General features: G+C 42.4%; 26 protein-coding genes and 3 pseudogenes. 2 read left to right on the forward strand and 27 right to left on the reverse strand.

Features of this window, described 5'->3' with window-relative positions:
• Window positions 1-37: 37 nt before the first annotated feature.
• The 22 genes and pseudogenes from RG608_RS07070 to RG608_RS07175 form a co-directional block, all read right to left on the reverse strand.
• Window positions 38-841 (reverse strand): helix-turn-helix transcriptional regulator, encoded by an 804-nt coding sequence (locus RG608_RS07070; protein WP_268687591.1) that lies wholly within the window; start codon window positions 839-841, stop codon window positions 38-40.
• A 237-nt stretch (window positions 842-1,078) separates the two neighbouring features.
• On the reverse strand, window positions 1,079-2,065 hold the full coding sequence (locus tag RG608_RS07075; RefSeq protein ID WP_268687592.1) for a rhodanese-related sulfurtransferase: 987 nt from the start codon (window positions 2,063-2,065) through the stop codon (window positions 1,079-1,081).
• A gap of 610 nt (window positions 2,066-2,675) precedes the next feature.
• Window positions 2,676-3,320, reverse strand: coding sequence for a fructose-6-phosphate aldolase (gene fsa, locus RG608_RS07080; protein WP_002932437.1), 645 nt, complete (start codon window positions 3,318-3,320; stop codon window positions 2,676-2,678).
• A gap of 697 nt (window positions 3,321-4,017) precedes the next feature.
• Window positions 4,018-4,560, reverse strand: coding sequence for an ECF-type riboflavin transporter substrate-binding protein (locus RG608_RS07085; protein WP_002900998.1), 543 nt, complete (start codon window positions 4,558-4,560; stop codon window positions 4,018-4,020).
• An 11-nt stretch (window positions 4,561-4,571) separates the two neighbouring features.
• On the reverse strand, window positions 4,572-5,417 hold the full coding sequence (locus tag RG608_RS07090) for an S-adenosyl-l-methionine hydroxide adenosyltransferase family protein (RefSeq protein WP_002911906.1): 846 nt from the start codon (window positions 5,415-5,417) through the stop codon (window positions 4,572-4,574).
• Between the two features lie 31 nt (window positions 5,418-5,448).
• Window positions 5,449-6,043: pseudogene (locus RG608_RS07095) on the reverse strand (MptD family putative ECF transporter S component).
• A 16-nt stretch (window positions 6,044-6,059) separates the two neighbouring features.
• Window positions 6,060-7,442 carry a M20/M25/M40 family metallo-hydrolase gene (locus RG608_RS07100; protein WP_308946776.1) on the reverse strand — a complete coding sequence of 461 codons (1,383 nt, stop codon included), beginning with the start codon at window positions 7,440-7,442 and terminating at the stop codon, window positions 6,060-6,062.
• 117 nt (window positions 7,443-7,559) lie between these two features.
• Window positions 7,560-8,387, reverse strand: a complete 828-nt coding sequence (locus RG608_RS07105) for an amino acid ABC transporter substrate-binding protein (protein ID WP_308946777.1) — start codon at window positions 8,385-8,387, stop codon at window positions 7,560-7,562.
• 118 nt (window positions 8,388-8,505) lie between these two features.
• Window positions 8,506-9,648: a M20 peptidase aminoacylase family protein gene (locus tag RG608_RS07110; protein ID WP_268687596.1), complete on the reverse strand. Its 1,143-nt coding sequence runs from the start codon at window positions 9,646-9,648 to the stop codon at window positions 8,506-8,508.
• Between the two features lie 214 nt (window positions 9,649-9,862).
• Window positions 9,863-10,579, reverse strand: coding sequence for a YebC/PmpR family DNA-binding transcriptional regulator (locus RG608_RS07115; protein WP_268687597.1), 717 nt, complete (start codon window positions 10,577-10,579; stop codon window positions 9,863-9,865).
• A 268-nt stretch (window positions 10,580-10,847) separates the two neighbouring features.
• A complete protein-coding gene (locus RG608_RS07120) occupies window positions 10,848-11,213 on the reverse strand; it encodes a hypothetical protein (protein WP_308946782.1) in 366 nt (121 codons plus the stop codon).
• A 230-nt stretch (window positions 11,214-11,443) separates the two neighbouring features.
• Window positions 11,444-12,247, reverse strand: a complete 804-nt coding sequence (locus RG608_RS07125; protein ID WP_268687599.1) for a DUF6612 family protein — start codon at window positions 12,245-12,247, stop codon at window positions 11,444-11,446.
• A gap of 206 nt (window positions 12,248-12,453) precedes the next feature.
• A complete protein-coding gene (locus RG608_RS07130; protein ID WP_268687600.1) occupies window positions 12,454-13,548 on the reverse strand; it encodes a nucleotidyltransferase in 1,095 nt (364 codons plus the stop codon).
• A gap of 1 nt (window position 13,549) precedes the next feature.
• Complete coding sequence (locus RG608_RS07135) at window positions 13,550-14,284, reverse strand: class I SAM-dependent methyltransferase (RefSeq protein ID WP_268687601.1); 735 nt, start codon at window positions 14,282-14,284, stop codon at window positions 13,550-13,552.
• Window positions 14,285-14,358: 74 nt separating this feature from the next.
• The gene (gene rsfS / locus RG608_RS07140) at window positions 14,359-14,724 is read right to left on the reverse strand and encodes a ribosome silencing factor (RefSeq protein ID WP_002915774.1); all 366 of its coding nucleotides are present in this window, start codon (window positions 14,722-14,724) and stop codon (window positions 14,359-14,361) included.
• A 9-nt stretch (window positions 14,725-14,733) separates the two neighbouring features.
• Complete coding sequence (locus RG608_RS07145) at window positions 14,734-15,237, reverse strand: cysteine hydrolase family protein (protein WP_268687602.1); 504 nt, start codon at window positions 15,235-15,237, stop codon at window positions 14,734-14,736.
• On the reverse strand, window positions 15,234-15,833 hold the full coding sequence (gene yqeK, locus RG608_RS07150; protein ID WP_308946778.1) for a bis(5'-nucleosyl)-tetraphosphatase (symmetrical) YqeK: 600 nt from the start codon (window positions 15,831-15,833) through the stop codon (window positions 15,234-15,236). The genes RG608_RS07145 and yqeK overlap by 4 nt, the downstream gene beginning before the upstream one ends.
• The gene (locus RG608_RS07155) at window positions 15,830-16,462 is read right to left on the reverse strand and encodes a nicotinate-nucleotide adenylyltransferase (protein ID WP_308946780.1); all 633 of its coding nucleotides are present in this window, start codon (window positions 16,460-16,462) and stop codon (window positions 15,830-15,832) included. Before RG608_RS07155 ends, yqeK begins: the two co-directional genes overlap by 4 nt.
• Window positions 16,463-16,490: 28 nt before the next feature.
• Window positions 16,491-16,802, reverse strand: coding sequence for a ribosome assembly RNA-binding protein YhbY (yhbY, locus tag RG608_RS07160; protein WP_002896287.1), 312 nt, complete (start codon window positions 16,800-16,802; stop codon window positions 16,491-16,493).
• Between the two features lie 107 nt (window positions 16,803-16,909).
• Window positions 16,910-18,016, reverse strand: a complete 1,107-nt coding sequence (gene yqeH / locus RG608_RS07165; protein ID WP_308946781.1) for a ribosome biogenesis GTPase YqeH — start codon at window positions 18,014-18,016, stop codon at window positions 16,910-16,912.
• Window positions 18,017-18,018: 2 nt separating this feature from the next.
• On the reverse strand, window positions 18,019-18,546 hold the full coding sequence (locus tag RG608_RS07170; RefSeq protein ID WP_032912986.1) for a YqeG family HAD IIIA-type phosphatase: 528 nt from the start codon (window positions 18,544-18,546) through the stop codon (window positions 18,019-18,021).
• A gap of 175 nt (window positions 18,547-18,721) precedes the next feature.
• Entirely contained in the window at window positions 18,722-19,411 is a 690-nt protein-coding gene (locus RG608_RS07175; RefSeq protein ID WP_268687605.1) for a hypothetical protein, read from the reverse strand.
• Window positions 19,412-19,588: 177 nt separating this feature from the next.
• Here RG608_RS07175 and RG608_RS07180 point away from each other — a divergent pair, with 177 nt between their 5' ends.
• The gene (locus RG608_RS07180; RefSeq protein ID WP_223315222.1) at window positions 19,589-20,215 is read left to right on the forward strand and encodes a TVP38/TMEM64 family protein; all 627 of its coding nucleotides are present in this window, start codon (window positions 19,589-19,591) and stop codon (window positions 20,213-20,215) included.
• A 68-nt stretch (window positions 20,216-20,283) separates the two neighbouring features.
• Window positions 20,284-20,388 (forward strand): annotated as a pseudogene (locus RG608_RS07185) (transposase); the annotation flags it as partial.
• Window positions 20,389-20,492: 104 nt separating this feature from the next.
• Here RG608_RS07185 and RG608_RS07190 read toward each other — a convergent pair.
• The 5 genes and pseudogenes from RG608_RS07190 to RG608_RS07210 all read right to left on the reverse strand — a co-directional run bounded on the left by RG608_RS07190 (window position 20,493) and on the right by RG608_RS07210 (window position 24,204).
• A complete protein-coding gene (locus RG608_RS07190) occupies window positions 20,493-21,539 on the reverse strand; it encodes a 2,3-butanediol dehydrogenase (RefSeq protein WP_032914249.1) in 1,047 nt (348 codons plus the stop codon).
• Window positions 21,540-21,660: 121 nt separating this feature from the next.
• Entirely contained in the window at window positions 21,661-22,017 is a 357-nt protein-coding gene (locus tag RG608_RS07195) for a hypothetical protein (protein WP_268687606.1), read from the reverse strand.
• A gap of 82 nt (window positions 22,018-22,099) precedes the next feature.
• A pseudogene (locus RG608_RS07200) lies at window positions 22,100-22,636 on the reverse strand (PASTA domain-containing protein); the annotation flags it as partial.
• A complete protein-coding gene (locus RG608_RS07205; RefSeq protein ID WP_268687607.1) occupies window positions 22,576-23,274 on the reverse strand; it encodes a hypothetical protein in 699 nt (232 codons plus the stop codon). The gene RG608_RS07205 and the pseudogene RG608_RS07200, both read right to left, overlap by 61 nt.
• Window positions 23,275-23,298: 24 nt before the next feature.
• A complete protein-coding gene (locus RG608_RS07210; RefSeq protein ID WP_268687608.1) occupies window positions 23,299-24,204 on the reverse strand; it encodes a GIY-YIG nuclease family protein in 906 nt (301 codons plus the stop codon).
• Between the last annotated feature and the right edge of the window lie 122 nt (window positions 24,205-24,326).

Consider the following 24,326-nt stretch of genomic DNA (forward strand, 5'->3'; position numbering starts at 1 on the left):
TATATCTGAGAATAAATCTCTAGTATCAGTTTATCAATTAGGATAAAAATTTTCTTATTCTCAATTGCGCTTGTTTGGCTAGGGAACGCATGATTAAAACTGGAAGATTAACTGTAATAGGTGGATCACTGGGCAAGGGCCTGCGCATGCTGATTTCCTCTTGATAGATGCTATCGCCTGAAAATGTGAGAGGCTCATCACTGCCCCAGCGAAAGTTATGCTTCAAGACATAGTTTTTAGACAGGCGTAAATCCTCCAGTAATTCACAGGCCAAAAGATAGTAGTGACCATCCGGTACATTTTCAAAAATAAACTGCCTCTCCTGACTAAGTGCCACTCCGATAACTGGCTCTTCTTTAGGTATGCGGGTCTTAAAAAGCCCGACACAACTAATGCGTGGCTCATACCCCTCGGGATAAGATAACGCCACAGTCAACCGATTGCCACTTTTACAGTCGGGATCCTGATGCAACAAAGCTCCCTTCTCATCCAGCTGTTTGACTATAAAATCATAAGCCTTGGTTGATTCCTGATAATATTTTTTAGGCGAAAGTCCAGTATGCCGCTTAAACGTATTGGAAAAACTGCCTAGACTATCATAACCAGCTTCCATAGAGGTCTCAGTCACATTTTGCCGGCCTTCTACAATCTCCTGAATCCCTTTTTCCATCTTAAGAGCTTCCACATATTGCTTGATAGAAAAGCCCATCTTTTTCTTGAAAGTTCTGGATAGATGGGAAGGACTATAATGGAAATACTGAGACAAATCAGTCAGACTCAGCTCTTCATCTGCATGCTGACGAAGATAGGCTGCCACTTCTTCCATGATAGCTTTAGACATAGACTTACTCCTTTCCCATTTATTTAAGCCCATTATATCACATCAAAAAGAAAGGACAAAAAATCAAAACCTCGGAAAGAAAACCAGAAATCAAGTGATAATCCGCGAGATGCCCCAAGAATCGGCGGAAACAGTCTACTTTCCCAAATCTCTGTCCAACAAGACTTTTACCTGTAGATAAATGATAAAAAACTTTAGACGCTTGAAACATCTAAAGTTTTTATCTTCACGATTAAATTACTGAGCCACTAGTGTTTCCAGGCTTTCTCCAATCGCAGCCAAACGCTCCACCACTTCTGCTTGGCTCAAACCGTTTTCAGCCACATAGCGGTTGCGAGGGTGAACACGGCATTCATGAGAACAGCCACGAAGGTACTTGTCTTCATTTTCTTCTGAAGTCAGGATGCGGCGGTTACACTCTGGATTGCCACAGTTGACATAGCGCTCGCAAGGAGTACCGTCAAACCAGTCTTTCCCAATCACAACTGGATCAACATGGTTGATATCAACCGAGATACGCTCATCAAAGACATACATCTTACCGTCCCAAAGCTCACCTTGAACTTCTGGATCCTTGCCGTAAGTCGCGATACCGCCATGAAGCTGACCGACATCCTTGTATCCTTCACGCACCATCCAGCCTGAGAATTTCTCACAGCGAACACCACCTGTACAGTAAACAACCACGCGCTTGTCCATGAACTTCTCTTTGTTATCACGGACCCATTGCGGCAATTCGCGGAAGTTGCGGATGTCTGGACGAATGGCACCGCGGAAGTGACCCAGATCGTACTCATAGTCGTTACGAGTGTCTAGGACAACAGTGTCTTCATCCAAGAGAGCTTCCTTAAATTCCTTAGGTGACAAGTAAGCTCCTGTCGTCTCCAGCGGGTTGATGTCATTATCAAAATCATTGTCTTCCAAGCCCAAGTGCACAATTTCTTTCTTGTAGCGAACAAACATTTTCTTGAAAGCTTGTTCGTTTTCTTCGTCAATCTTGAACCAAAGGTCTTCCATGCCCGGAAAGCTGTGCACATAATCCATGTATTTTTGAGTGGTTTCATAATCACCAGAAACCGTTCCATTGATTCCCTCATCTGCTACCAAGATACGGCCTTTAAGACCAATAGATTTACAGAAGGCCAGATGATCAGCTGCAAATTTCTCAGCATTCTCAATCGGAACATATTTGTAGTAAAGTAGGACGCGAATATCTTTTGCCATAAGATTTCAACTCTCTTTTCTCTATAAAATTTTCTGAATTTTTTAATTCATCTATTTATTATAACCCGAGAAGAAAAGCTGGGCAAAAAATTTGTTTGAAAAATAGCAGAGCTGGAAAGTTTAAATGAGAAGGACAGGTCATCGCTCTTCTTCCAATTGATCCAAATACTTCTCAAAGCGCTTTTTCTGCCATTCTCTTACAGATTCCCCTTTCACTTTATAAATCTCTATAATGCAATATATAATTTACATTTTATCTTTTATTTTTTACATTATTTCAGAAGCAATTTCCACAAATCTAAACATCAAAAAGAGGCTGGGACAAAAGTCCTAGCCTCTCAATTGTCTTTGGATTGTCGAGCAAGACGCAGTGGTTGAGTGGACTCTACTACGCTGATTTCATCAGCTTTTACAGCCCTACTCAACTGTGCGGAGGTGGGACGACGAAATCGAATTCTAACGAATTACCGATTTCTGTCCCACTCTCCAAATCTTATCTTACCCGCAACCTAGATCTGTTGACAAAGAGTCAAAGTCTTCTAAGTCGCTATGGCCTGCTTAAAATATAGTCAGAGGCAGAGACTTCTATTTTCCATACCTACCCTAACACTTATTTTTTAAATGCTTCCCAATCCTTCATAAATTGGGCTATCCCATTGGTAGTCAGTGGATGTTGCGTCATTTTTTCAAATAAATTATCCGGAATAGTCGCAATGTGAGCACCAAGTTTTGCAACAGCTTCAACATGTGCCGAATTACGAATACTAGCTGCGATGATTTCAGCTTCAAAATCATAAATATCAATAATCGTGCGCAAATCTGCAATCAGTTGATAGGCATCTGTTCCGATATCTTCCAAACGTCCAACAAAAGGACTGATGAAGGTAGCTCCAGCTTTCATAGCCATGAGTCCTTGAGAAACTGTAAAAATCAAGGTAACATTCGTTTTAATTCCCTCTTTTGAAAGGACAGAGACTGCTTTTAAGCCTTCCGTTGTCATTGGAATTTTGACAACAACATTATCAGCCCATTTAGCAATATCCCGTGCTTCTGCAATCATTTCAGGTGCTGTCAAGCCAGTAACCTCTGCACTAACAGGACCACTTACAATCTCACAGATTTCTTGAATAACCGTTTTAAAATCGCGTCCTTCACGTGAAATAATTGTTGGGTTAGTTGTTACGCCATCCACAACCCCTAATTCATTAATTGCTTTGATAGCCGCCACATCAGCTGTATCTAAGAAAAATTTCATACCACATGTCCTCCTAGGCTTCTTCATTTAAGCCTTTATTACAAATAGCACTTGTCATTACAACAAGTAGATCAAATACAACAATGGTCATCATGAAGGGCATCCAGCCAAACTGACCAATTTTACCTAAAATACACATTGGAATTCGATAATTCCTGAGCCTAAAAATTGAAACTGCTCTCTTTTACGAATCAAGAAGTGAAAAAATTGCAAGTCACAACCAACTCAACTGAAACCTTTTCTACCCACACCATATCTATATCTTAGAGGTCTATACATCCAGCCGTCAGGGCACCTGATTCTGCTGCTAAAACAATGTAGGCACAATCATCAATAACACGTTGGAACTAGCTGAGTCACATAAGAACCAAAGAGACTTTGAACTATTCAAATCTTTGGTTAATCTTGATTCGTTGGCAAGGAACTTACCGACTCCTATTCTCTATTATAGTAAAAATTTAAAGCGTTTTCAAAAAAGACTAGAAAAATCTACAAAATTCAGATCAGCAAGAGCTGTTCTAAAATTTGCTCTTGTTTTTTAGCTCGTCTAAATATATCGTTTTATATTATAAGTAGTTTTAGGAAGTCATGAATTGCTTAAATTGTCCAGTTCCGAATGGACAACTGTATGCTTCACCACTATCAAAAAAAGCCGCCCAGTCATATAGGCAGCTATTTTTGATAGAAAATACTATGATTAATCTTTTTTGAGACTTCCTGCGCGGGTGCGGGTGCGAGCGTAAGCAGTCAGCAAGACAGTTCCGATGACAGCTACTGTCGCAGAATTCACCAGAATTGCTACAATACTTTGAGCAATAACCTTATTGACCGGCTCACCAGACACAATCACGTCACCAATCGGGCCGATTAGCCAAGCGATCGCATTGGCTCCAAACTGAATCAAGTTAAAGCGGATAATGTCCTTGACTTCAAATTTTCCTTCTTCCACTTGGAAGAATTTTCTAAAGAAGCCAACTAATAGACCGAAGACTCCACTGCCAGCAATCCAGAACCACCAAAGTCCGCCACCGCTCATAGCGTCTTTAATGGCATGACCAATGAAGCCCATCAGGAAACCGACGATTGGGCCAAAGATGACGCTAAAAAGAGCTTGCAGGGGGTATTGAAGCTGGATGCTAGTATTGGGTACAGGCGTTGGGATATTGATCATTCCGATAACCACGAATAGAGCTGCTCCAATTCCTGTTGCGACTACGTTTCTGATTGTATTATTTTTCATTTTCTTCTTCCTTAATTTTCAATTCTCTTGATTTCAATATGCCATTGGGCACCGACGCCAACATTGTAGGCCTTAGCAAAGGAACCTTGGTTAATCGCTAAGCCAACCCGATAGAGGGAGTTAATATAGAGGATAGGCTGACCGATGCGGACATCCGCAAAGGACTTGCCATAGGTCACTTGGTTTTGATAAACCAGCATGTCATTGTTGTAGATGGTAACCTCGAAGCGGTCACCAAATTCCGGTTTCAAGGTGCAGAATTCCTCGCGAGTGATAGAGGTCCAGAGAGAGCCGAAACGAACATCCAGGATATCAATAGCTCCGCTGACATAATTATCCGCAAGGGTGGTTTCGACTACCTGAATTTCGACAATGTCTTCAACTTTAAGCTCTGGTCCAACCTCTTCAAAGCTGATATGGCCGCTGGCTAGCTTGGCACCCGTATAGGCATAGACATCACGGCCGTGGAAAGTATAAGAATGCTCCGTATCCTTGCGGCGATTTTCCACTTCAGAAATTTCCCGAATGGCCTCAATTCCAACATGCTTCTTGATGAAAGACAGGGTCCCATTGTCAGGCGTGACGATGTACTGGCCCTTTTTAGTCTTGGCTACCACACTCTTACGCTTGGAGCCCACACCCGGATCCACTACTGACACAAAGGTCGTTCCTGCTGGCCAGTAATTAACTGTCTGAAAGAGACGATAGCTTCCCTCAAAGATATTGTAAGGGGTGATATCGTGAGTCAGATGATGAATTTTCAGAGTGGGCGACTCTTCTAGCGCCACTCCGATCATGGCTGACACAGCTCCATCTACCAGACCAAAGTCCGATTGGAGTACGAGTAAATTGTTCATATTTTCTCCTTAGTTATATTTTCAATGGTATTTAGACCGAAGCTGACTTGGAAAATCTCGCTTTAAGGATTTTCCTTCCTAACAAGGCACCAAGTAAAGCGCCCAGTAAAATGCTGGCTACAAACCAAAAGGACTAAGCTGGGTTCTGGCTTAAGTATGACTTTCTCAATATAAGCCTGAGTCTTTCCTCTGGCAAGAAGACTAGCTTCATACTGCTTGGGCGCCAGCCACATTAGGAAAATAGGACCCGCTGTGCTAAAACTGAAAACCATAAAAGCCAGCAAGCTTCTAACAGTCTTTTGATAGCTGCCTGACCGAGCTAAAAGATCCGCTAAAACACCGCAAATCAAACCTGGTAGAAAGGCTCCAAAGCCATGTCGACTAATCAGAAAGAAGAGACCTAGCAGACAGCCTAAGCCGCTGATTAGACCGAAGGTCTTTATTTTCTCAGTATAGAAGATAAACAGAACTCCGCCAAAGAAAGCTGTAAAAGCTGGAGCGTAAAACATATTGCCTGAGCGGTCAAATAGAAGCCCAACCAAGACGCCTAAGATCATGGCTAGGAAATAAAAGAGGTAAAAGAAGCCAGCCTGCTTCAGTTTGTCTTTTCTTATAGAGTATAGCATAAGCCTTCCTTTCCCGCTAGTCAGCTTGACAGTAACTGCCAATCAACTCCTGAATGAGCTCTATGTGAGTATAGTAGTCAGCAATTTTCACATTCTCATCTCCGCCATGGTCTCGGCTGTTAGCATTGCCAAGTCCGAAAGCCGCCATAGGAACCTCCAAGGCTGCATAGACCGTGTGCATAGGACCAGTTCCAGCTGAGGTCGGCAGAACAGAGATGCCCTCTTGATAATAATCTTTAGCTAGCTCGATAAGATTGAGAATGGAAGGCGCACTCATGTCGCTGCGATAGCTCATCTCTCCTAAGGTATAGGTCAGCTTAACCGCTGGATAGCCATTCTTGTCCAGCTGCTGACGAATCTTGTCTAACACATCCTCTGGCTCCAGACCTGGCACCAGACGAACCTCCATCTTGGCCTGAGCCTCTGAAGGCAAAATGGTTTTAACCCCTTGGCCTTGATAGCCTGATCCGAAGCCTTCAATATTCAGCGAAGGCTCAAAGTAAAAGCGACGGAGAAATTCCTTCCGCTCGTCCAATAGAACTGGTAATTTCAAGCCATAGACTTGATTCAACTCTTCAGGAGTCCGCAGGGCATATTCCTCAATTAGGGCCAGCTCCCGTTCATTAGGCTCTTGAACCTGCTCATAGATGCCTTCAACTAAGATGCGGCCGTCTGGACTGCGCAAGCTGGATAAAGCATTGAGCAAATACCAGGAAGCGGAATTGATAACGCCACCGAAGCTGGAATGAATGTCTAAATCTGCACTTTTGACCGTCATGTCAAAGGTAACAATTCCCTTGTTACCACCCGAGATTTCCAGCTGTCCTAGATTGTTGCGACTGCCTTGCTCCCAGACCAGCAAATCCGCTCTTCGTAGGCGTTTGCGATGCTTGGCCAGATATTTATCCAAGTCTGTCGAAGCAGACTCTTCTGCCCCTTCCATCATAAAGATGATATTGACTGGCAAATCACCATGCTCTCGAATATACTTGTGAACAGCCGTCAGACGAGCGGTAATGTGCCCCTTGTCATCATCCACTCCTCGCCCATACATGACCCCGTAATGAACTGACAGTGTAAAGGGATCATTGGTCCAAGGCTGGTCATTATCTGCCGGCACTGTATCGTAGTGATTGTAGAAAATAATGGTCTTAGCAGCAGGATTTGAAGAAAGAAACTCCGCCAAAATAAATGGAGCAGTATAGCTGTCGTCAATCATGACCTTGGCACCTGCAGCTGTAAAAATCTCTCCTAAATAATTGGCTACTTCCTGCAAGCCAACCTGCTGGGCAAAGATCGATTTTTTAGAGATCAAGGTCCGTAGCACTTCAAAATAGTGCTGGGCTACCTCGTCGTTTTCAAATTTCTTGATTTGTTCAGTCTCAGTTGAGAAAGGCATGCGTTACTCCTATTAACAGCAGATAAAGGGCTGGGGAAATAAGCTTCCCCGCCCTTATCGTATTTCTTGTATCAAAGTCTAGTCAGCCAAATTGCAGACCGAACTTGATGGGATTTCTTACTTGATGTCTTTTGCATCTGGCAGGTAAGAGCCGCCAAAGAATTCTTGTGATAGTTTTTCAAGCGTACCATCCTCATAGAGTTCCTTGATTCGCTTGTTGACAAATTTTTGCAGGTCTTCCTGACCGCTTGCAATAATCGGATAGACATAAGGTTGCTGGTCGCTTGGAAGCTCAATCACTTCCAGATTATTCAAGCCTTGGTCTTTGATAATAGACTCTACAGTGATGCGCTCAAAAATCTTATAGTCCGTACGGCCGTCATTCAGATTGGACAAGATTTGCTGAATGGTTCCGTCTGTATAATTGATTTTTGTTGGGTTATCGCTATGTTCCTTGTTGTAGTCCTCTAGTTGCTGAGCTGTTGAAGTCCCCTGAACAACCTCAGTAGACTTGCCGCCAATGTCATCCAGCGATTTGATGCCCTCACCCTTACGGACAACTAAAACTGTTGGATTTTTCGCATATGGACTAGCATAGAGATATTTGTTAGCCCGTTCTTCGGAATAGCTGATATTATTGGCACCGATCTGGTAGCGGTCGCTGTCCAGACCTGAGAATATAGAAGCCCACTTGGTCTTATTGAAATTGACTTCATACTTGTCTGAATCCTTAAAGATAGCACGAAGGACTTCGATATCGTAGCCAGTCAGTTTACCGTCTTTATCCTCGTATGAAAATGGTTTGGTCGTTCCTACAGTTCCGACTTCTACCTTTATTTTCTCTGTTTTCTTCTCACTTGATGATGAGCAAGCCACCAAGACACCAATAGCCAAGACACTAACAGCTGCCAGAGAGAAGTATTTCAAGGTTTTCTTCAGGTTCATATTTCGAATTCCTCCTAAAAAGTCTTTCTTTATCATATCAAATAAGGAGAAGCTTGACCATTATATATTTTTTATGGAAGTGATAGCTTTTCTTTATCAGCTTTGAGGCAGTCATTCACTAGACTTTCTGCCTGTAGTGCTGCAAGAGAAAGAGGGCACTTTCGACATAGTAAGGAACGGAAACTTTGAAGGCTTCGTCGTCAATGACCATGCTGTCGTGATGGAGGTCAGGAGCATTTTCTGCCCCATTTGAGCCGATAAAGGCAAAGACACCTGGAAGCTTCTCCTGATAAAAGGCAAAATCTTCTCCAGCCGAGGATGGACTGGCTGACAGGACCTCTGCCAGATTCTGTGAGTGCTCATAGAGCAGCTCGGCCAATTCGGGGTCATTATAGGTCACTGGCGGAGTATGGTCCCAAGAAATCCTAACCTGGGCACCAAAATTCTCTGCTGTATTCTCTACAATTCGGACAAAGTCTTCCTTGAGACGCTGCTGCAAGGTCGGATTGAAGCTACGAATCGTTCCTTCAAAAAAGCCCGACTGCGGCAGTACATTCCAAGTTGCCCCCGCTTCGATATGAGTTACAGACAAGACAGCTGCTTCAAAAGGAGACACTGTGCGGGTCACTAGAGCCTGCAGGTTTTGAATCATACTAGTCAAGGTCAATACTGTATCAACACCCAAATCTGGTCTAGCCGCATGGCTGCTGACTCCTTCTACCTCCACCTTGAACTTCTCAACCCCAGCCATCATGGCTCCAGCTTTAAGTGCCAGCTGCCCCGCCTTAAGCTGAGGCATATTGTGAAAGCCGATAATAGCAGACACATCGTCCAGCAGACCTGTCGCAAGAACCTGACTGGCTCCCTGAGAAGTTTCCTCAGCAGGCTGGAAAATCAGACGGATTGTCCCTCTCAAATCTCCTTCCACAGCCTTGAGCAGCTCCGCTGCCCCCAAGAGGCTGGTCTGGTGAAAATCATGGCCGCAAGCGTGCATAACGCCTGAATTCTGACTGGCGTACGGCAGACCTGTCTGCTCCAAAATGGGCAGAGCATCGATATCTGCTCTCAGGGCAATAATGGGCTTGCCAGAGCCAATCTCGGCAACCAAGCCCGTTTTTAGATTGGATTCTAAAATCCTAATCTCCAAATCTTCCAAATAGCCTTTTAGGAAAGCCGTCGTCTCAAATTCCTGCCCAGACAGCTCTGGATGCTGATGAAGATAATGCCGCGTTTGCATTAGTTTATCATAAAATTTTTTCATGGCAGACTCCTTTACTCGAATACACCTATCTATCATTCAGTATAGCACAAAGCTGGACGAGGACACAAAAATAGAGAGCAAATAATCAATAATTAGCCCTCTAATTTTTGTACTATGACTTTTGTACTTTACCATACTTAGCTGCATTGGTAAATACAGTTTGAGACTTCTCATCACAGAAAAACCTGTAGCTCCAACTACAGGTCAAGTATCTTTAGAATCCATCTACATTCGTATAGATTTTTTGGACATCTTCGTCGTCTTCCAAAACGCTATAAAGTTTTTCAAAGGTTTCGAGGTCTTCACCAGTCAACTCTACTTCAGACTGAGGAATCATTTCAAGCTCGGTTACTTGGAATTCTTGAATGCCAGATTCACGCAGAGCCACGATAGCCTTGTGAAGGTCAGTTGGCGCTGTATAGACAGTGACGCGTCCTTCTTCTGCTTCAACATCATCAACATCCACATCCGCTTCAAGCAGCTGTTCAAAGACGCTGTCAGCATCGTCCCCTGCAAAGACAATCACACCTTTATTATCAAACAAATAGGCTACAGAGCCGCTAGCTCCCATATTACCGCCATTTTTACCAAAAGCAGCACGGACATTGGCTGCAGTCCGATTGACATTTGAAGTCAGAGTGTCGACAATCAGCATAGAACCGTTTGGCCCAAATCCTTCATAGCGGCCTTCAGTAAAGGTTTCGTCAATGTTTCCTTTTGCCTTATCAATGGCCTTGTCAATGACATGCTTCGGCACCTGAGCCTGCTTAGCTCGGTCAATAACGAATTTCAAAGCTGTGTTAGACTCTGGATCTGGATCACCTTTTTTAGCTGCTACATAGATTTCCACACCAAACTTAGCATATACTTTTGAGTTCGCGCCGTCTTTGGCCGTTTTCTTTGCCACAATATTGGCCCATTTACGTCCCATTGGAGATTCTCCTTTTGATAAATTACATTTTTAATCTTTCTTATTATAACACAGGGAATCAGAAAAATCACTAAGAAAAAATGATAGCTTCTAGAAGATTCAGCTTGCATTCTTCAACTCTTGTTAGCCTGAAATCGAGACAAAATTGATTTCTGTTTTTCATTCCATAAAAAATCCAGTCGCTAAAAGAGCAACTGGACGGTACATTCTATTTCCCGAAACCGGCAGGTCTGTCATAACGGACCTTTACCGAAATCCATCAAAAATATCACTGATCATTTTTCACAATAGGCAAATCCGGTCTGCACCTGCTTAAGCAGGCAAAAACATCCTCTATTCTGCCATCTAAAAAAGTGATATCTACTCGGACAGACTTGCCATGATAAGGCTTGACATATAGGTAGTCTCTCCGATAGTACCTGACTCCCAGTCGAAAAGAAGCCTGCCCATCAGAAGTTCTTCCACAAGCCGGCCGGTAAAAGACACTTTCCAGTTGATTCCAAGCAAAGCTATGCTCTTTCAAGAAAGCACCTCGCACGGTCAAGCCCCATTCTGTTCCTGCAAGAACAAAGCACTTTTTTCTCAGCTTGCGACCCGCATGGACTATTGCAAAGATTTCGACTACAACAGTCATGAAAAAAGCAAGTATAAAAGGCAAACTGAACGAGCTTATTCCTGCTCCAGGCATGGCCTTTTCGAAAGAAAATAGTATAAAGTAAGCTAAAGTTCCGAAAATAAGGCTTAAGGCTAAAAAGACAGATGCCAAGATGACTATGGTCAAATAGAGTCCTCTACGATAGCGAAAAGCAAACAATAAAGGCATGGCTTTTCCCTTCTTTCTCAGCTAATCGTTTTGCTTATGCTTTACTGAGGCGCCTTAAACTCATCTTCATCTATAGTGTTCCAGTCAGAATATTGAGTATCTGTTTGAACATCCAAACTTCCTTCTTCACCTTTATAAGATAAACCTAGCTTAAAGTCTTTTAAGAATAAGGTCTTTTTATCCAAGTGTACTTCTAACTTTTTATCCATATCCGCCTGAGTAACACCTGTCAATTCTAGTTTGAATTCTTCACCAAAGAGCCCCAGTAAATCAGCATTTTTACTACTTAATTTAAAGATATATTCATCACCGCTTTCCTTTACAGTGACATCATCAGCCATTTGATAAAAGCCATCCATAAGTTTGAAATAATCGGGCTGAACATAATAATCTGCACCGCTTCCCATTTCTTGCTTAGACCAGGTTCCATTTTTAGAAGAACGAGTATACAAAAGTTTATTCTCTCCGCCTGGCATAATCGCTTCTTGATAACTCTCCTGACCACTCTCTTTTCCATCTATGACTAAATGCCCCTTGGCCAGCTCATCCGTGCTTTTATCATAGAGAAGGTCTCCGCTCATCGTTTGAGTTTTATTGGAACCATCTACAGTGATAGATAATTTCACCTTCATTTTCATTGAAGTTAGATCTTCATTCGCAGTTTCTGCTTTCTCCAAGAGTTCTTCAATATCGTCAGAAGAAGTATTCTTTTGGCTCTCACGGGAGCTATTCTCAGTCCCACCCTGATTCTTTTGAGAATGCTTCTGCCCAATTAAACTACAAGCCCCTAAACTAAGCGTAAGCAAGGCTGTAAGGGCCATAAAGGTAATCTTTCTGAATTTCATGAGTCTTCCTCCTTTGAGACATGGATATGAAAGATAATCATTCAATCAAGCCCAGCAATGTTTTATTGACCGAATGTTAGCTTTCATACCTACAGTCAAACCGCTAAAAAGCAAATCATGCTCCTTAGTTAAAACAAGTTTATTCATTTATTATACCATTTTTTATTTACCGTCGCAAACAAAGCAAAAAGGCTGAACATTCAGCCTTACTTGTCTTTCATAATCGGAACCCGTCCAAAATTCTGTTCCCTAAGTGCAGAGTTGCCTAGTTGATAGACCTTATCAGCCTGCTGGGTCAAACCGTCCCATGGCTCCTTGCCGATACGGCTGACCAATTCAACTTTTCCTTTAAGCTGGGACAAATGCTGACGCCCCTGCTCGGAAAAGCCTAAAATATGAATGCCTGATGGAAGCTCTTCTTGTCTAGCTCCGACCAGGATATAGGTCAAAAGACGCCGAACCCGAGCCTTAGTATAGCGCTTTGTCGCCACCTGCTCAACCAGCTCTTCTATGGTCTCACTGCTTTTCAAGGCCTCTCTAATCCTAACGGCCAATTCCTGATTGACTTGATAAAAGTCTGTCAAATCCGGACTTGTCACTATCTGGTAACGGAGATAAGGAAAAAGGTCCGACCAGGTCACCTTGGGAGCCGTTTCAATCAAGTGATAGGCTGGAGTGAATTTTTTGAGAAAGTCTGGCTGATCCAGATTCTGACGAAGGGCAGTTGCGGAGACGAATGCTTGATTAGCTGATAAGGAATGATAGCCAGCTCCCTGACGTTGAATCGGGCACAGCTTTATAGTTTTTCCCGCCACAGCCTTGGCATAAGCCAAGCCCAAGATATGATTGGGAGTAGAGCCTGAGAAATTGAGCCCTGCAAACTCCTGCCACATGGCCTGAGTCTTTTGAGGATAGGATAGGGAATCAGGTAGACCAGCCAAATAAGCCTCCATCTGCTCTGCCTTTTGACCATAGATCTTGGAAATACTCTCATAATCCAGCACTTCCTCGGTCCCAAAAGTCAGCTGTTCGATACCCAGTCTCTCTAAGATGTCTACTGCCCCCTTGGCGAAAAAGTCTGCCGCCTGAACGCTAACCAAGAAAGGCAGCTCAAGGACCAGATCGGCTCCAGCTTCTAAAGCCATCTGTGCCCGAGTCCACTTGTCCACGATAGCCGGCTCCCCTCGCTGAACAAAATTGCCGCTCATAGCGATAATTTTCAGACCAGAAGCCTGCTCCAGCAGATATTTGTGCCCATTATGAAAAGGATTAAACTCTGCGATAATACCGGTGACTGTCATCTCATTTCTCCGCCACAAAGAACCAGCGAGCGCTCTTGTCGGTAGGTTCCTTGTCCTCAAAGTCCGCGTAAACCTTGATATTCTTAAAACCAGCCTGCTCCAGCAAGATATCATAGGTCAGAATCTCATAGGTCCGCTCCTCATGCACCTCATCATGGCGCGTGAAACGCCCATCCTCATCTTGGACAAAGAAGGTTAGCTCATGCACGATTGAATGAGGCGGTTCGTCCTCATAGGAATCCCACACCATGGCAAAGGTTTCAGCATTTTCATGATAAGAATAGCCTGGAAAAACCTCGTCAATCTGGTAAATCGAGTGCACGTCAAAGATAAAGCGGCCACCCTCATTTAGATGCTGGTAGACTTGAGTGAAGACCTGACCGACATTGACTTCGTCCTCCATATAGCAAATCGAGTCTGAATAACAAGTCACCAAATCAAACCGACCGACACCACTCAAATCCAGCATATTACCTTGTATAAAGGGAATGTCCAAACCGGCCTCTCTGCTACGCTTTTCTGCCAAATCCAGCATTTCCTGACTCAGATCCAGCCCTGTCACCTCGAAACCCGCTTGCTTAAAATAAATAGACTGAATGCCCGTTCCACAGGCCAGCTCCAGCAGCTTTTTCTTATCCTTGGGAAAATGACGCAGGCTGAAATCTGTCCACTTCTCATACAAAGAATCATCCATAATCGCATCGTAAACCGACGCGAAGGTTTCATAAGTTGCCATACTTTTCCTTTCAAAAATAGCCCAGCCAGCAGGCTGACTGAGCTAAATTCTGCTTTCTGCCTAAGGGCAAAAAATCACTTGTTTTTTTCTTCCAATAAGGCTGCAACATCCACACCAGTTGCTTCGTGCCATAACTTTTCCAGATTGTAATGCGCCCGCATTTCCTCAGAAAAGACATGGACGACGATGCCTCCCAAGTCTAAGAGTACCCAGCCACCAGCTGCATCACCCTCAACATGACCAGCAGAAACACCCGCCGCTGCAGCTTTCTCACGGATATTTTCAGCGACCGCATCCAGCTGACGACTGTTCATAGAGCTGACGATGACAAAGTAATCTGTCACAGTAGTCAGACCTTGCAAGTCCAAAGCCACAATATCTTCTGCACGCTTTTCATCAGCCGCTTTCACGACCAGTTCTAATAATTCTTGTTCTTTCATAGTTCCTCTTTAATTAAAAATGTTTTTGTAATCTAGAACTTCCGCAAAACGTCCGTCCCAAATTTTTTGATAAAAAGTATTTATTTTTTCTGCCGAAGCCTCTTCTCCATCAAAAGTTGTAAAAGCACCTTCTGGAATAACAAGTTTATAATCAAATTCAAATCCAACTTTAACTGATGCATCTACACAATATTCCGTCTGCATGCCACATAAAACCAGACGACCAATATCTTCTTTATCCAAGTAATCCTTCAAACCTGTCTCTTTAAAAATACTATTACACTTCTTCTGAAAGACCTTTTCATCTGACTTTCGATTCAAGAGAGGAGACAACTGCCAATCTTCCAATGCATTGTCTTCTGGATTTTCCATATGCTGAATATAGATAATTTCGGCACCTTTACTCCTAGCCTGATGCTGCAGAAAGGAAATTTTATCCATCATTTTATCAGACTGAAAACCTGTCTCCACTAAGATATTTTGTACATCTATAATGATTAGAGCTGTTTTCATTCTTCTATTTCCTTCAAATATCCTACAAAGGCATTATAGGTCTCCAAGGTCTGCGGATAGATGGGCATTCCTTTGTGAGCCAAATGCTCTACTGTCCTTGCTGTTTCGTAGGCCACAGCCTGATTGAGCGACCGTTGAGCCAGCTCTCTAGCCTTATCCACTCCGGGAAAGTCCCGGTTGTGCTCGATATAGTCAGCGACATAGACGACCTTGTCCAGCTCAGACATGGTGCCATTGCCCACTGTATGAATCTCAATGGCTCGCAGAATCTCAGCATCTTTCAAACCCATGTCTTCCTGAATCTTGTAAATACCCACCATGCCATGCCAGACATTATTGCCCCAGTTTTTCAGGTCAGGGTCCAGCTGATATTTGTCAATCAAGGATAGGAAATCCTCATCCGAGACCTTTTTCGCATAGTCGTGCAGGAGTCCTGCCAGACCAGCTTTTTCGACGTCAAGACCGAAGCGCTCCGCTAATTCACGAGCAGCCTTTTCCACGCCCAGACAATGCCGCAGGCGCTTCTCGGGTATGACTGTTTCCATCTTATCCAGCAAGGCCTCACGGCCCATACTGATATAGCTTTCATAGGTCATAGATAAAGCCCTTCTTTCTCGATATAGTCTAAGACTGGCTGAGGCAGCAGGAAATTAGGAGTCCGTCCCTGAGCCAGAAAATCCCGCACTATACTGGAGGAAATATCCATAAGCGGCACATCCACCCAGATGACAGGGTAAGAAGTCCCCGCCTTGTAACGCGGCCGCTGAACTCCTACAAACTGAACCAGCTCAACCAACTCATCAATGCGGTACCACTTGGGCAGGTAGTCCACCATATCCGCACCGATAATAAAGAAATAGTCCGTATCGGGATGCTGCTCTGTCAGCAGTTTCATGGTGTCATATGTATAAGAAATCCCCTTTCGCTCCAGCTCAATGGGCTCAATCCCTAGGCCTTCAATACCCTCAATAGCCAGCTCCAGCATTTTCAGCCGATGCTTTTCATCGATAGTCTCTTTCTTATCCACATGGGGTGGCTCATACTCTGGCATAAGCAGAAGCTGATCCAAGCCTAACTGTTGCCGGACCTGATCCGCCACAACCAAATGAGCATTGTGGACAGGATTGAAATTCCCACCTAAAATGCCAATCTGCTTGCGTTTTTTATCTTTAACTTCTGGTTCTAAATCCACCTTGGTAAAGGGGGTCAGTAATTCAATAGCCATAGGCTGACATCTCCACAGAAATTTTTTCTTAAATTTGCTTGACTTTGACAGAGAGTTTGCGATTTTCCTTTTTGCTGGACTGCTTGTAGAGGATTAAGATCCGGCCAATCTTCTGCACTGTATCCACTCCGATTTCCTCTTCCAGAATCTCCGCAACTTCATGGATATTCTCATCCGTATTTTGCAAGAGCGTAACCTTAATCAGTTCTCGTGCGTCCAGTGCCTGACGGACGCTGGTTTTGATTTGGTCGTTGAGTCCATTTTTCCCAATCTGAATGATAGGCTTGAGACTATGTGCCTGACTGTTGAGAAAGGCGCGTTGTTTTGATGTTAGTGTCATGTTCTTCTATAAGGCTTGAGACAGTTAGGACCTGTTTATCTCATCACTGTTCACAGCCTTTTCCTTCCTTATTTTAAGGGGAGTTATTCCCCTTGGTTTCTTGAGTATTAAATAATAGCTTTCCGAGTGACAACCGCCACACCCTCTGGCGCCCATCCGGCTACTCGGGCAGGTCCACTGACGCGAATCCAACCCAGACCAGAGAAGACGATATCTGTCTTGTCCTTGATAGTAAATTCATGCTTGACCAAAGCTGGAAACTCTTCCTTTTCCTCGCCAACCGGTGGCACCAAGAGACTGCCGACATGCTTGTCATAAAAGCCGCTAGCACCTTCCAACTTGGTCCGGTGAAGCTTGAGCTCATTGTCAAAATAAGCCGTGAATCCCTGCTTGTCACCTGCCACAAAGTCAAAGCGGCCTAGGCCACCCAAAAAGAGGGTTTGATTTGGATTAAGCTGGTAGGTTTTGGGCTTGATTTCCTTTTTGGGACTGATGTATTTGAGATTCTTAGCAGTAAGATAGTGAGCCATCTGATGACGATGGATAATGCCCGGCGTATCATAGATATGACTGCCATCCGCCAAAGGAATCTCGATTTTATCCAGAGTTGTTCCCGGGAAGCGTGAAGTCGTAATAATATCCTTATCGCCCGTGATTTCCTGAATAATGGCGTTAATCAAAGTAGACTTGCCCACATTGGTCACGCCAACCACATAAACATCACGTCCCTTGCGGCAATGCTCGATTTTGTCAATCAACTCCTTAATCGCCTGCTTGTTCTGAGCAGAGGTCAGGACCACATCAACTGGACGCAAACCTTCTTCATGAGCTCGCTCCGTCAGCCATTGGGTCACCTTGCTATCCTTGACCGACTTAGGCAGAATGTCCTTTTTATTCCCAACCAAGAGAACATCGTTTCCAGCAACAAAGCGAGGCAGGCCAGGGATAACCGATCCATTAAAGTCAAAAATATCGACAACATTGACGACCAAGGCGTCGCTATCTCCAACCTCATGCAAAAGCCGCAGAAAGTCATCATCCGTCAGCTGGACATCGCTAATTTCATTATAATGGCGCAAGCGGAAACAGCGCTGACAATAGAGTTCACCCGTCTCCAAGCCTTTTTCTAGAGCTGACTGGGGCGTGTAGCCTAGCTTGCCCTTATCTTCTGTTTGAATAGTAGCTCCGCAGCCGATACAGAGAAGTTCTTCCATGCTTAAATTCCTTTTTTGTATTGAATAGGGCCGTATTTTTCAGTGATTTTCTTGAGCACACGGCGTTCACGCGCTCGATTGATCTGGGTCTTGATGGAGTCATGCTCAACCAGTGGTTTAACCAAAATCGAACGAATCCCGGCCCGATGAGCAGCTCGAATATCCGTCATGAGCTGGTCGCCCACCATGACCACTTCCTTTTTTTCAAAATGAAAAAGCTTGAGTGCCCGGTCAATTCCCCAGGTGAAGGGTTTCATCGCCCAGTAGATATAGTCAATTTCAAATTTTTCCACAGCCCGCTTGACTCGTTTTTGGTTATTATTGGACACCACAATAATCCGAATGCCCGCGTCCCGCAAATCATGGAGCCACTTCTTCATCTCTGGGGTCCCATCAGGATTATTCCAAGCAATCAGGGTATTATCCAAATCCACCAAAACAGCTTTGATTCCCTGTTTTTTCAAACTCTCTACTGTCAAATCGTAAACTGCCTCGACCGCAAAGTCCGGCATATAATCTTCAATCGCCACATCTCTCTCCAAAAATTCGTATTCTCATTATTATAGCATAAAATGGGCTTTTTGGCACTCATGGTCCTATTTCTTCTAGAGCGAATAGGTGATGTTCACTTTTCTATTTTTCAAACAAATAAAAATAGCTCCCCAAATGGGGAACTTCATCTTAAAATGGGACAAAAACTCATACTCACAGTCTAGGCCAGTGGCCATCTTTTTCTTTCCGTAATTTTAATTCATAAAATTCTTGAAGATCGAGAATAATACCGGTAGCACCCTCTGCTTCACCTTTTTTAATGTGAAGAACCTTAGAAAATTTCTGAAAATCCTTCTCCTCAACACCCGGGGCAATACGAATATCAACAGATTTCCATTCATCATTTTTCTCTTCATAGCCTACTAATGCAACTAGAAAATCTGTTCCTATTTTATACTCACCGGTTAATAACATTGCTATATCATTAAAAAGACCGTCGTAGTAGCTAGGATTCGACACTGCAAACAATATAATATCTTCTCTCTTGAGCTCTCCATCAACACTAGCTAGGGGAATCTCATCTACATGCTCAAGCATCGGAAGAACGGTTTCATGTCTTAATGAAGCAATGCTTAAAGAATTGTTGTATGGAGAAGATGGATTCATAATTTTGCTATAGCTATTCACATACTCTGCGACTACTCCCAAAAGGAACAAGAAGAAATAACTAACTACAAATAGTAAAGTACGTGTTTTTCCGAAAAATAAGAAACAAATTAAGGAACAAATAATTAAAAATAATACAAAGAGAATAATTGTATGAGGGTGGGAAAATACTCTTATGAGATTATCATATGCAATTTCCCATAATTTTTGATGATATAAATTTAGATATTCTTCCACTATAGGCTCTCCTCTTACGCATTTTTTGATTTTGAACGATTATTTGAAAACTTATGGTTTACTAATTACATCATTATATCATCTTTGAGGCTTTTTGGCACTTACAGCCTCAAGTGTTACAAAAAGGAAAAAAGATGATATTATAGTGGTGATAGTATAAATGTTCTGGAGGTTTGTATGGCAGAAAAAAACAGGCAGATGCAAGTTGTTTCCCCTCTTTTGCAAAAGATTATCAACTGGTCGTCCGCCATTGGCGCTCTAGGAACGGTGGCCTTTTGTCTTTGGGCATATTTCGCAGGCATTCTCCAGTCCAAGGAAACTCTCTCAGCCTTTATCCAGCAGGCAGGTATCTGGGGACCTCCTCTCTTTATCTTCCTGCAGATTCTACAGACGGTCGTGCCCATTATCCCTGGCGCCCTGACCTCTGTCGCTGGTGTTTTCATCTACGGCCATATCGTCGGCACCATTTATAACTATATCGGTATTGTCATTGGCTGCGCCATTATATTTTATCTGGCGCGCACCTACGGTCCGGCTTTTGTTCAGTCTGTCGTCAGCAAGCGTACTTATGATAAATATATCGGCTGGCTGGATAAGGGCAACCGCTTTGAGCGCTTCTTTATCTTCATGATGATTTGGCCCATCAGTCCAGCCGACTTTCTCTGCATGCTGGCCGCCCTGACCAAGATGACTTTCAAAAAGTACATGTTGATTATCCTTCTCTGCAAGCCCATCACCCTCGTCATCTATACCTACGGATTGACCTATATCATTGATTTTTTCTGGAAAATGGTCTCCAAATAAAAAGAAGTTGAATTGAACCGTACCCCAAAAGTTAGACAGAAAAAATCTAACTTTTGGGGTGTTTTTAAATGAAACTAACTTATGAGGATAAAGTTCGAATCTATGAACTAAGAAAACAAGGAATCAGCTTAAAGCGACTTTCAGAAAAATATGGAATGAACCTTTCAAAACTTTTGACATCCCAACCTCTTTCTAAAACTTTACTTATTACAGCACAAACCATAAAGAAAAATCAGCCAGTTTTGACTGATTTTCGTCTCATGATTAAGCAAAGATTTTATTCTGGCGATACCAAAATCTTGATCTGCGCCTTGTCCTGAGTCAGCTCGATAAAGCCTTCTTGCACAATATCCTCCAGTTTAATCTTCTTTGTCACAAGCTTATCAGCAGAGAAATAACCCTGCTCCATCAGTTCCAGCACCTTAGGGAAAATATGCCGATAGGCGATAATACCCTTAAGCGATTTTTCTTGAATGGCAAATTCATTAGGGTTGATGCTAGCTTCTCGTTCCCAGATAGAAACCACCATACATTCTCCAGCCTTGTGAACAGCAGCCAAAGCTTGTCCCAGCACAACCGGCACCCCAGTCACTTCATAAGACACATCTGCCCCGCCACCAGTTAAACGATGAATAGCAGCTACCACGTCTTCGCCTTCTTCTGGTCGCACAATAATCGCCCCAAGCTCCTCTGCCTTGGCTTGGCGTTCTGGAGATAATTCAACTCCATAAATCTTAGATGCACCGGCTGCCCGCAAAGCCTCAATAATCAAGAGCCCGATTGGTCCCAAACCGAAGACAACCGCTGTATCGCCCGTCTTAAGAGCTGACTGACGGACCGCGTAAACAGCCACAGCAGCAGGTTCTGTCAAGGCTGCCTGCTCATAGCTAAGGCTGTCTGGAACTTTGTGAACAATGTCTCCGTCCAAAACACAGTATTTGGCAAAACCACCGTCTGCCGCCAAACCGACAAAGTTTAGATTAGGATCCAGATTATAATCACCGACAAGATTATGCTTAGCCAAAATGGGCTCAACTGTCACCCGATCGCCAACCTTGACCCGTGTCACTGCACTGCCGACCTCAACAATTTCCCCAGCAAACTCATGTCCCAAAGTTACAGGCGCTTTCTGGCCAGAGTAGACATGCTCTGTTTCTGTCGGAATAAAAATCGGACCATCCAGATATTCATGCAAGTCAGTTCCACAGATTCCTGTATACTTGACCGCAATTTTGACCTGATGCGGTTGGACTTCCGGTACATCCACTTCTTCAATACGGACATCTTTAGCGCCATACCAACGCGCAGCATTCATTTTTGCCATAAACATACCTCGCTTTATAATTTGTTAGTTTTATTGTAAACCCTTTCAGAAATCTTGTCAAAAGATTAGCTACATTTTCAAAAAATAACATACAAAAAACCAGCATCAGCTGGTCTTAGACTTATTCTGCAATTCTAGCCGAGTAAAACGGAAAAAGAAACATTAAAACGATATAAAGAATCAAGAGAATCGCACGGAGCAATCCGCCAAATAGAAAAGCAACCACTAAAGTTCCTAAACAAATAGAAACATTAGTAAAATTTGTTTCAATCAACAAAGTTTGTCCTGCTTTAACTGTCACTGGCTTAGTTTTCATAGGAGCTGCTCCTACACGAACAACAGCTTCTTCCCCCTCAATAGGGAAGACAGCCTCATCACCATTCTTAATTGCGCCAACTTTCTGATTATTGATAAAGATTGGAAACTTTCCAATAATCCCTACAAAACCTGTCCCACGTTTCACTTTGATTTCCGACATAAAAGACTCCTTTGTTTTTTTAATTATTTTAACATAGAAAACTTGAGACTACAAATAAGGGAATTATGATATAGCAAAAATATCAATAGTCGGAAGAACTAGAACTACTAGAATGATTTTCATCATCAGATGATGAGCTATTTTTCGAACTGCTAGATGATGATGACGATGGTGTCGTTGCTTCTGTCACGTAAAGAGTGATTTTTTTATTAGACTTGAGGTCAATTTTCTGACCTGCCTTTGGCGACTGAGAGGTCACCAAGTCCGCCTGTGTCGAAGTAACCTTTCGGTCAACAACCCGCTCAATCCGAGATGAAGAAACTCCCATTTGAATTAAATAAGTCCGAGCATTGGCATAGGTATACTGCATGCTGCCAAAGTCAGGCATAAGCACACTAGTCACTTCTTTCGCTACTGTCAGCTTGATCTTATGATTAGAAGTCAAATCATAGGTCGAACCAGCAACCGGAGACTGGCGAATCACCTGACCTGGCTCGTACTCGTCCGATTCTTCCTCAACAATCTCAATCAATTTCTCAGAGACATTATAGTTTGTTTTCAGATTTTCAACCACGGCTGATTTTGTTTGACCAACATAGTTCTCCATAGTAAATTTTTTTGATTAGTTACACTTGGAGCACTATTATTTTTTGTCTTGTCTATTTTTGAATCCTTCTTTGATGAAGAACTAGCATTAGAACTCATAGATGAAGCTCGATCACGTACACCTTTACTACTTAATTTATTTGACCTCCAAGTAGTTAAGACTATTACAAGAAATATAAGAAAAACACTTCCTATGATAACTCGCTTAATGAAACTTTTTCTGTGTGCTATTTTAACTGTTTGTTGCTTTTCTTCTTTAATTTTCTGAAGTTTTTGTTCATATTGTTTTAAGAATTGCTGTCTCTTCTCATCTTCAATTTGTCTTATTCTTTCTTTCTCTGCTAAATAATCATTATATTCCTGCTCAGCTTCAGCAATTAAAATTTGATACCGCTGTTGTTGACTAGTGTCATTCGATTCAGCCCATCGCTTTTTTAAGTCAAGAATTTTATCTTTGTATTCTTTTTCTTGCTCTCTATCTGCTGTTTCTCTTATTCTATTTTTCTCTAAACGTAAAAGTTCCTCTCTTTGAGCCTCTATCTTACGATAATGTTCTTCTCTTGCTCTATTCCCTTCATCTATTAGGCGGTTATGCTCATCAATTTTACTATTTGATTCATCAATCAGTCTTTTCTTTTCCCAATCTTCCATATTATCCCCCGTTTTATTTTTATCCTAATTCGCATTATAGCCAAATTCTCTTGACTGTAGAACCTTTTTCCAATATTTTTCTCGATTAAGCGCTTTTTGTTTTCCCAATTCATTCTTAGTAAATATTTCTAAAATAGAATACTGAAAATATTTTTTTATATAATCAATTCCTTTTTTATCAACAATCTCTTTCAATCTCTTATTTGGATATTTATTATCTTCCAGCTCTAATTTATCATATCCATCGTTCAAATAAGCTGACCAACGCCCATACATTCCATTGTCCCCATAAGCAGAGCCTACATAAAGTTTTCCTGTTTTTGTATCAGTAATAAGATAAACGCCATAAACAGTTGAAAGATGCTCTCTCCAAGTTCTATTATTCCAATTTGTCTTCAACTTTTCGTAAGTCATAGACAAATTTTCATAACCGGGAAAATCTATTGTTTTTTCAAAATAAGAACGATTGGCTATCTCAGCAACTTCAACAAAATCAGTTCGCCTACGGTCAACATAAAACCAAGATTGCCCTGTGTTTGTATGGTCGACAACTAATTTTTCTATATATTTATCGTAATCTTCAATTCTCTCTGCTAAAGCATATTTCACATCATGGTTGCCATAAGCCACTTTCTTTATTTGACTATCTTTTTCCTTTATAAGATAAGCACCAACAAATAGCCATTTATGATATTCTACTTCAATAAACTGAAATTGAATATCATCATTTCTATTTCTACTTTTCTTCTCGCTACCATTACTCAAAAGCCAAGGCAGAAAATCATCAGATTGATTAATATAATCTACTACAAAATTATAATCTCCCCAATTTTTATTAAAGCGTAGCTTTATCCGACGCCCTTTAAACTCTAGCCTAGCCAACAAGGCATCAAATTGAAAGATATCCTTCAACAAAATTTTTCCTTCCATAATCTTCCTCCCTAAAAAACAATTTTATTTGTGTTTACTCCTTAATTATAATCCAAAGTTGTCACTTGGTCAACGCTTTATACAGTTGAATTTTTTAGATTTCTACATAAAAAACCAGCCTC

The organism is Streptococcus sp. IsoGale022 (assembly GCF_031142805.1).
Lineage (GTDB): Bacteria > Bacillota > Bacilli > Lactobacillales > Streptococcaceae > Streptococcus > Streptococcus sanguinis_A.

What these genes read in the sequence shown, in the direction of transcription:
- RG608_RS07070 (WP_268687591.1), bottom strand. Translation starts at nt 841, where the DNA reads ATGTCTAAAGCTATCATGGAAGAAGTGGCAGCCTATCTTCGTCAGCAT.
- RG608_RS07075 (WP_268687592.1), bottom strand. Translation starts at nt 2,065, where the DNA reads ATGGCAAAAGATATTCGCGTCCTACTTTACTACAAATATGTTCCGATT.
- fsa (WP_002932437.1), bottom strand. Translation starts at nt 3,320, where the DNA reads ATGAAATTTTTCTTAGATACAGCTGATGTGGCGGCTATCAAAGCAATT.
- RG608_RS07085 (WP_002900998.1), bottom strand. Translation starts at nt 4,560, where the DNA reads ATGAAAAATAATACAATCAGAAACGTAGTCGCAACAGGAATTGGAGCA.
- RG608_RS07090 (WP_002911906.1), bottom strand. Translation starts at nt 5,417, where the DNA reads ATGAACAATTTACTCGTACTCCAATCGGACTTTGGTCTGGTAGATGGA.
- RG608_RS07100 (WP_308946776.1), bottom strand. Translation starts at nt 7,442, where the DNA reads ATGCCTTTCTCAACTGAGACTGAACAAATCAAGAAATTTGAAAACGAC.
- RG608_RS07105 (WP_308946777.1), bottom strand. Translation starts at nt 8,387, where the DNA reads ATGAACCTGAAGAAAACCTTGAAATACTTCTCTCTGGCAGCTGTTAGT.
- RG608_RS07110 (WP_268687596.1), bottom strand. Translation starts at nt 9,648, where the DNA reads ATGAAAAAATTTTATGATAAACTAATGCAAACGCGGCATTATCTTCAT.
- RG608_RS07115 (WP_268687597.1), bottom strand. Translation starts at nt 10,579, where the DNA reads ATGGGACGTAAATGGGCCAATATTGTGGCAAAGAAAACGGCCAAAGAC.
- RG608_RS07120 (WP_308946782.1), bottom strand. Translation starts at nt 11,213, where the DNA reads ATGACTGTTGTAGTCGAAATCTTTGCAATAGTCCATGCGGGTCGCAAG.
- RG608_RS07125 (WP_268687599.1), bottom strand. Translation starts at nt 12,247, where the DNA reads ATGAAATTCAGAAAGATTACCTTTATGGCCCTTACAGCCTTGCTTACG.
- RG608_RS07130 (WP_268687600.1), bottom strand. Translation starts at nt 13,548, where the DNA reads ATGACAGTCACCGGTATTATCGCAGAGTTTAATCCTTTTCATAATGGG.
- RG608_RS07135 (WP_268687601.1), bottom strand. Translation starts at nt 14,284, where the DNA reads ATGGCAACTTATGAAACCTTCGCGTCGGTTTACGATGCGATTATGGAT.
- rsfS (WP_002915774.1), bottom strand. Translation starts at nt 14,724, where the DNA reads ATGAAAGAACAAGAATTATTAGAACTGGTCGTGAAAGCGGCTGATGAA.
- RG608_RS07145 (WP_268687602.1), bottom strand. Translation starts at nt 15,237, where the DNA reads ATGAAAACAGCTCTAATCATTATAGATGTACAAAATATCTTAGTGGAG.
- yqeK (WP_308946778.1), bottom strand. Translation starts at nt 15,833, where the DNA reads ATGACCTATGAAAGCTATATCAGTATGGGCCGTGAGGCCTTGCTGGAT.
- RG608_RS07155 (WP_308946780.1), bottom strand. Translation starts at nt 16,462, where the DNA reads ATGGCTATTGAATTACTGACCCCCTTTACCAAGGTGGATTTAGAACCA.
- yhbY (WP_002896287.1), bottom strand. Translation starts at nt 16,802, where the DNA reads ATGACACTAACATCAAAACAACGCGCCTTTCTCAACAGTCAGGCACAT.
- yqeH (WP_308946781.1), bottom strand. Translation starts at nt 18,016, where the DNA reads ATGGAAGAACTTCTCTGTATCGGCTGCGGAGCTACTATTCAAACAGAA.
- RG608_RS07180 (WP_223315222.1), top strand. Translation starts at nt 19,589, where the DNA reads ATGGCAGAAAAAAACAGGCAGATGCAAGTTGTTTCCCCTCTTTTGCAA.
- RG608_RS07190 (WP_032914249.1), bottom strand. Translation starts at nt 21,539, where the DNA reads ATGGCAAAAATGAATGCTGCGCGTTGGTATGGCGCTAAAGATGTCCGT.
- RG608_RS07195 (WP_268687606.1), bottom strand. Translation starts at nt 22,017, where the DNA reads ATGTCGGAAATCAAAGTGAAACGTGGGACAGGTTTTGTAGGGATTATT.
- RG608_RS07205 (WP_268687607.1), bottom strand. Translation starts at nt 23,274, where the DNA reads ATGGAAGATTGGGAAAAGAAAAGACTGATTGATGAATCAAATAGTAAA.
- RG608_RS07210 (WP_268687608.1), bottom strand. Translation starts at nt 24,204, where the DNA reads ATGGAAGGAAAAATTTTGTTGAAGGATATCTTTCAATTTGATGCCTTG.